Annotated in this window: 8 protein-coding genes; all 8 read right to left on the bottom strand. The window is 26.5% G+C overall.

What is annotated here, in order from left to right:
• Positions 1 to 215 precede the first annotated feature (215 nt).
• Entirely contained in the window at positions 216 to 1211 is a 996-nt protein-coding gene (locus NSA58_RS14060; protein WP_257560602.1) for a type II toxin-antitoxin system antitoxin SocA domain-containing protein, read from the bottom strand.
• Between the two features lie 52 nt (positions 1212 to 1263).
• On the bottom strand, positions 1264 to 1680 hold the full coding sequence (locus NSA58_RS14065) for a hypothetical protein (protein WP_257560603.1): 417 nt from the start codon (positions 1678 to 1680) through the stop codon (positions 1264 to 1266).
• A 169-nt stretch (positions 1681 to 1849) separates the two neighbouring features.
• Positions 1850 to 3403, bottom strand: a complete 1554-nt coding sequence (locus NSA58_RS14070; RefSeq protein ID WP_257560604.1) for a recombinase family protein — start codon at positions 3401 to 3403, stop codon at positions 1850 to 1852.
• Positions 3404 to 3705: 302 nt separating this feature from the next.
• Positions 3706 to 4050 carry a hypothetical protein gene (locus NSA58_RS14075; RefSeq protein WP_074079878.1) on the bottom strand — a complete coding sequence of 115 codons (345 nt, stop codon included), beginning with the start codon at positions 4048 to 4050 and terminating at the stop codon, positions 3706 to 3708.
• A 72-nt stretch (positions 4051 to 4122) separates the two neighbouring features.
• The gene (locus NSA58_RS14080; protein WP_257560605.1) at positions 4123 to 5190 is read right to left on the bottom strand and encodes a hypothetical protein; all 1068 of its coding nucleotides are present in this window, start codon (positions 5188 to 5190) and stop codon (positions 4123 to 4125) included.
• Positions 5191 to 5317: 127 nt separating this feature from the next.
• Positions 5318 to 5467: a hypothetical protein gene (locus NSA58_RS14085; protein WP_257560606.1), complete on the bottom strand. Its 150-nt coding sequence runs from the start codon at positions 5465 to 5467 to the stop codon at positions 5318 to 5320.
• Positions 5468 to 5557: 90 nt separating this feature from the next.
• The gene (locus tag NSA58_RS14090) at positions 5558 to 6034 is read right to left on the bottom strand and encodes a hypothetical protein (protein WP_257560607.1); all 477 of its coding nucleotides are present in this window, start codon (positions 6032 to 6034) and stop codon (positions 5558 to 5560) included.
• 29 nt (positions 6035 to 6063) lie between these two features.
• Positions 6064 to 6311: hypothetical protein (locus NSA58_RS14095; RefSeq protein ID WP_257560589.1), on the bottom strand; the 248-nt coding region annotated here is incomplete at its 5' end.

Consider the following 6311-nt stretch of genomic DNA (forward strand, 5'->3'; position numbering starts at 1 on the left):
ATAGTATAAGTTTATGTAACATTCAAATAAAAATATTTTTTAACACTAATATTTATTATTTTTTCTGATTGTGTGCTAAATGTGTGCTAAAAGACAAAATAAAAGGAACTACTATGCTCTAAAGTTTAGTAGTTCCAAGTATTCTACGTTTCCACGTCTATGTATTGGTGGAGATGAATCGCAACAATCAAATCCACAATTCTCTCCACTTTATGTTAATATAATATTTTACTTACTGCATCATCTATATATTGTTTTATATCACTATAATTTATCATATTATACTTAGATTTTACATCATTAAAGTATTGTCTTATATCATCTAACTCTATCGTATTCTTTGATGGTGCATTTGATGCTAGCCCTTCTCTTGCATTTAACCATGGACTTTCTATGTGAGTAGCCTGTTCTAAAATATCACCATTAAATCTTCCAAAATATTTTAATACACAGTCAATTAGCATCTTATCGTTATTATTGATATTTAATTCTATATTATATTCACTTGTATCAATAACATTATACTTAAAATTGCTATAATGATTATATATATCTCTGTATACAGGACCATGTTGCCATGCTTGAGGCAAATCACTAAACATAAATTTATTATTAAAAGCGATACTAAATCCCTGTATATAGTACAGGATTTTTTGTAAAGCTTTTGGTGTAATATCTATTTCCGATACAATATACCTTGCAACATCTTCTATGGGTAATTGTTGCTCATTTATATGTTTGATAATATTAGATCTATATTTGTTATAATTTTTTGATGATATTTGGGTATTATTTTCATCTAATAAATCTAGTAGCTTATATGGAGATTCCATAATAGATTTTAATTTATCTGAATAATCCTTCTTAGGAAAATCCCCATTTAAATATCTAGTAACTGTATTTTCTCCCCAACCTAAAATTTTTGATAGTGGTTTTTTGCCTATATCATATTTATCTATAATTGATTGTATTTCTTCTATTGTTATAATACCCTTAGCCTTCTTATACGCTTCATTATATGAATATAAATTTTTATCATGTAACTCTGCAACGTAAATCTCATTATTACATTCATTGCATATCGCGTATTGTTCCTCAAATTCAAATTTAATTCCATCTATTTCTTCCATTGACACTCTAGTATTAATGCTGTATTTAACCATATCAATACAGTATTCACACATTACACTATTAGCTGATTGATTATTCATAATATAACCTCCTATAAAATCCCCCAATATATTCTCTCTCAAAGATTTGCATTTATTTCTGTCTAAATAAGTATGGTATATTTCCATCTTTATCTCTGTCATAGTTATGAAAGGAAACTACAATTACAAATCCTTTATTTTCTATTAAATTAATTTTTATAAATATATCTAAGTTAACTAACTCTCCCCTAACTCCCAATTCTACTTCTTTACAAAATTGATATAATATCTCATCCTTATAGTTCTCATGCTCATTTTCCATAGCAAAGCAGAAATCTTGCACTCTTATGCTTTTTAAAATATCTAATGCCTTAGAATCATTAATATCATATCTTAACATATATCTATCATTTTTATTTCTATTTTTATTTCTAGATATTGTATATCTTCCATTATCTAAACATTCATTAAATTTTTTTAAATATTCTTCGATATCAGCTTCACTGAAATCATATAACTTTCTACACATATGACTCCCCTTATTATTTTTATTAAGAAGTGAGATATCTTTAATATAAAGTATTCCTCTTCTTAATAAAAGTATACCAATTTTAATACTTTTTTTCAATCAAAACAAGACTATTTTGCACAAAATAGTACTTATATTTTTTTATATAAGCACTATTTTATTTTTATTATCACCTTTTTTTTGATATTTTAAGGTCATGATTTATCTCATTATCTACAAAAGAAAAGACCACATTGAATATTACCTCAATGTGGTCTTTATATATTATCACTTCCTTTACATAATCTCCTATAAACTTTTTACACTCTGGTAAATTTCTAGTTAATACAAACTCTTTAAACATACCAAACATTTGTCTAATCTGTTCTTCTGTTATAAGATCTTCTTCTCCATCTACTCTTTCTATAGATAGTTCATTTATTTTAAGATCTAAGTTCAACTTCACTTGTTCTAACTCATCTAGCTTCTCTTTCAACATATTATTTACTATTCCATTCATAATAGCATTTAATATATTTTCTATCTCCTTATTGACCTTGGTAAGCTTATTTCTAAGACTATTTAGCATTTCTTCATTACTATGATTCTTATCTTGTAACTTCTTATTTAATTCCTTACTTAAAGCTGGTATTGCATTGTCATTTAATACATGTTTTTCTAGTTCTGTTAGCACAAACTCTTCTAATTCATCTCTTCTTATTTCCTTATTATCACACTCTCTCTTTTGCTTTCTACATCCACATCTATATGAAATATAGTCATTACCATAAGAATCTTTTCTCTTATTACCTTGAAATGCATGTCCACACTCCCCACATTTAATTAGTCCAGTTAATAAATATGTTGTAGTGGCTTTATTCATTCCAGGGGCTATCTTTCTTTTTTGCATCATTTCTTGTACTTGTTCAAATACATCTTTATCTATTATTTGTGGCATACCCCCTTCTATTTTAATTATCTCTTCCTCACTTTTTTGTTTATGACCATTTCTTTTTCCATTGACACCTTTTCTTTGAGTCTTATTAAATACATATACCCCTGTATATTTCTCATTGCTTAATATTCCATGTAAACTATTTTTACCAAACTTATTACCTCTTTTAGTCTTATATCCTAATACATTCAATTCATCAATTATATTACTATATGAATATCCTTTTACATACATATCAAATATAATTTTTACTGCTTTAGCTTCTTCTTGATTCACTGTATATGTTTTATCATAAGCTACATCATACCCTAAAGGTGGATCACCACCATTATGCTTAGATTTCAAAGCATTTTCTCGTTGCCCTTTAGCTACTTCTCTTGCCAAATTGGCTGAGTAGTACTGAGCCATGCCCTCAATAACTGACTCTAATATGAGACTCTCAGGTGAGTTATCAAGATTTTCCAGTACACTTACTACTCTAATTCCTTTTACTTTTAACTTTTGCTTATACATAGCTGAGTCGTATTTATCTCTAGAAAATCTATCTAATTTATGAACTATAACCATAGATATTCCTGTTGTATCGTTCTCACAAAACTTAATCATCTGTTGAAATTCTGGTCTATTTGCAGATGTGGCTGATTTAGCCCTATCTGCAAATACTTTTATTATTTGTATATTATTTTTCTCACAATATTCTTTAATAGCCCTCACTTGTGCATCAATTGATTCATCTCTCTGATTTTCACTAGAGAATCTTGCATATACTACTGCTTTTGAAAATGTCATTTTAATTCCTCCAATATTAACTTTATTTATTAATGAATTCTTCAATACCTCTATAAACTAAGGCTTTATATGCTTCCTTCTGTGTATATAATAATTCTAAATATTCTTTAATGTATGCAGTTTTATCTTTAAATTGTATCTCATTATAACTACACTCATTTATTACCTCTTGATAAGTGTTAATACTACACAAATTTAAAAGTTCAATTTTTATTACTGAGCTCATAATATTAATTAACATTTGACATTCTAAATGATGTTTAACTTGAATCTACATAAGAACATAAGTAAATTTAAAATAATTATCCAATTGCTATAAGCTTAAACTCAACCTTATTTGCATCCTTTGGTATAAGCTTTTCTACAATTTCAAGTATTTCAACTTTCCTATAATTTAAATGCTCAATGTAATTATTAATAATGTCTTCATTTGTACTAATTTCACTTATTTCAAAATTAATAATGTTATCAAGTACTATAAGACAACATATTCTCTCATGAAAATTTTTTTTATCCTTAATAACCTCAAACTGATACTTTTTTATAAGATCAATCTGATATTCATTACATGTATCTTCATAGTAATTTTCACCATCCTTGTTATTAATCATATATTTCCTTATTTGATCTAATTTGTTATCAATCATTTTTTCTCTCCTTTGGTCTATTATTAAAAAAGGGATTACAAAAAACTTGTAATCCCTTTTATATTTAAGTATTTAATCTTTTATTACTCCACCATAATTAAATAGCTCTTTTGTAAATTTAATATTTTCCCTCTCCTCTAAATTATTATTTACTTGTATAAACTCATTATTATCAAAAGGTGACATATCAAATCTTATACGAATCCCTTCAATACTTATACTTTCAAGATACTCAACAAATGAAATTAATAGTCTTAAATAGTCAACCCAACTTTTTAAATAAAATCTTTCATTTGGTTCAAATTCAAGTATATATGAATTTGAATAAACATAGTCTAAGTACTTAGGCTTTATACTTAAAGTATCTATTATATCTTCTATACTTAATTTATCATTAAAAATATCAACCCATGCATTAAGAGTTGAAAAACTTTTCCCACTGTGCATGAAGAAATCCATATTCATATAATTTTTACAAAACATACTTACTATATCTCTTTTTGTATCACCTTGAGGGGTTGTAACATCAATATCTAACTCATCTATTACTGTGTCTACATCGTCTTTTGTTAAATCAAAATATTTCTTATCAATTACTTTTGGAGTCTTTTCATTAATTTCATCATATACTATCATATTATTTGGTATATGCACTTTTATATTGATTAACTCCGAATACTTCTTACCATTTGTGTCAATAAGATGAACTACATCTCCATATGCCCTTGCTCCACTGAAATCATCTGTTGTTAGATTTTTCTTATTCAGTATTTTCTTTGCTTGTTCTATTATCTCATTAACTATATTCACATTATTTATTTCTCCCTTTGTATAACATTTGTGATAATGTTTTGTTGCACAAATGCCATTATCCTCTAAGTAAGTAATAGGAAATGATACAATAAATTCATGCTCTCCGGTAAAATTATCTATCCTTCCTTGTAACCACCAATCTAGTTGTAGTTCTACACTTCCCTCAGGATCTAATAGCTCTTCATTTGTTGACATAATTACATTTCTTCCATCTATACCTAAGTTAATATCTATTTTTTCTACAGTATTTTGTTTTGCATATTCTTCACGTCTTTTCATCCAAGATAATATTTCATCTTTTTCATATTGAGTTAATTCCATTTTCATAATTACTTCCTCCTAAAATTAATATCTTTTACCCAAGTAACTGTATAGCGTACAGTTACTTGGTATAATGTTATATTTTTAAACACGTTATATTTATTTGATTATCATTTGATAATAAGTGGGTATATTATTTACTGATCATATTGATTAAGACTTCTATTAACCCTCCTTTAATACTTATATTTTTAACTGCTTCTTTATTGTTTGTAGATACATTTTCATATTTCTTTGAATACAAATCAATTCTAGAAATAGCGACCTTATAATTATTATTCAAGTTTAACACCTTCCTATTTATAATATCTATTTTAAATACTCTTTATTTCATCTATATACTTCCCATTTAGTACCACTAAGTAAAAATATACTACTTAATCTCAGTAATATAATGAATATCACTTCCATCTTTTTGAGAATAAGTTTTTATTTTGATTGTCGCCTCTTTTCCAATTAATAACTGTTTCAAATCTATCTTTCCTCTTGGAATATAACCAAGTACACTTGATATCAATCTTTGTAACTTTCTATTTTTATTAAATGGTATATCTTGTCTACATGTATATATCGCTTCTTCAGTACAATTTGAGTCATTATCTTTTATTAAAAACTTAAATCTAATTTCATGGTATTGTTCTTGCCTATATACATCCTCTTTAAATACTAATGAAATAGACTCCACTCTCCCTTTTAACCAAACATTTTCTGGTAAAATAAATCCTTCATTTGTTATGAATGAATATGTATCGAATATGCTAGGTTCTCTTGTAAATAACTCACTTCCATCGTAATCTACCTCTTCAAACTGATCCTTTATTTCTATGTTGTTTAATTTATTTTCTATCATAATTCAACCTCTCCTTATTATCTAATATTTTATATATTTATATTTTTTCTGTATAAATGAACTAACCTTAGTCTCTTCTTATCTCCATCCACAGGTACTAATTTCTTCGGTTTTAGTTGATTCGTTTCAGTTTTTATCATTCCCTTACCTTTTAAGTTTTTTAGTAATGAGTCTATAGTCATATTCAATGACTCATTTCTTTTTTGTAGGAATAAATTTATTTCAGCATAAGTTGTTGCATCATGAAGATAAATAAACTCTTCATCTTTATATCCAA

Origin of the sequence: Terrisporobacter muris (assembly GCF_024621905.1) — a bacterium.
Taxonomy (GTDB): domain Bacteria; phylum Bacillota; class Clostridia; order Peptostreptococcales; family Peptostreptococcaceae; genus Terrisporobacter; species Terrisporobacter muris.

What these genes read in the sequence shown, in the direction of transcription:
- NSA58_RS14060 (WP_257560602.1), bottom strand. Translation starts at nt 1,211, where the DNA reads ATGAATAATCAATCAGCTAATAGTGTAATGTGTGAATACTGTATTGAT.
- NSA58_RS14080 (WP_257560605.1), bottom strand. Translation starts at nt 5,190, where the DNA reads ATGAAAATGGAATTAACTCAATATGAAAAAGATGAAATATTATCTTGG.
- NSA58_RS14065 (WP_257560603.1), bottom strand. Translation starts at nt 1,680, where the DNA reads ATGTGTAGAAAGTTATATGATTTCAGTGAAGCTGATATCGAAGAATAT.
- NSA58_RS14070 (WP_257560604.1), bottom strand. Translation starts at nt 3,403, where the DNA reads ATGACATTTTCAAAAGCAGTAGTATATGCAAGATTCTCTAGTGAAAAT.
- NSA58_RS14090 (WP_257560607.1), bottom strand. Translation starts at nt 6,034, where the DNA reads ATGATAGAAAATAAATTAAACAACATAGAAATAAAGGATCAGTTTGAA.
- NSA58_RS14075 (WP_074079878.1), bottom strand. Translation starts at nt 4,050, where the DNA reads ATGATTGATAACAAATTAGATCAAATAAGGAAATATATGATTAATAAC.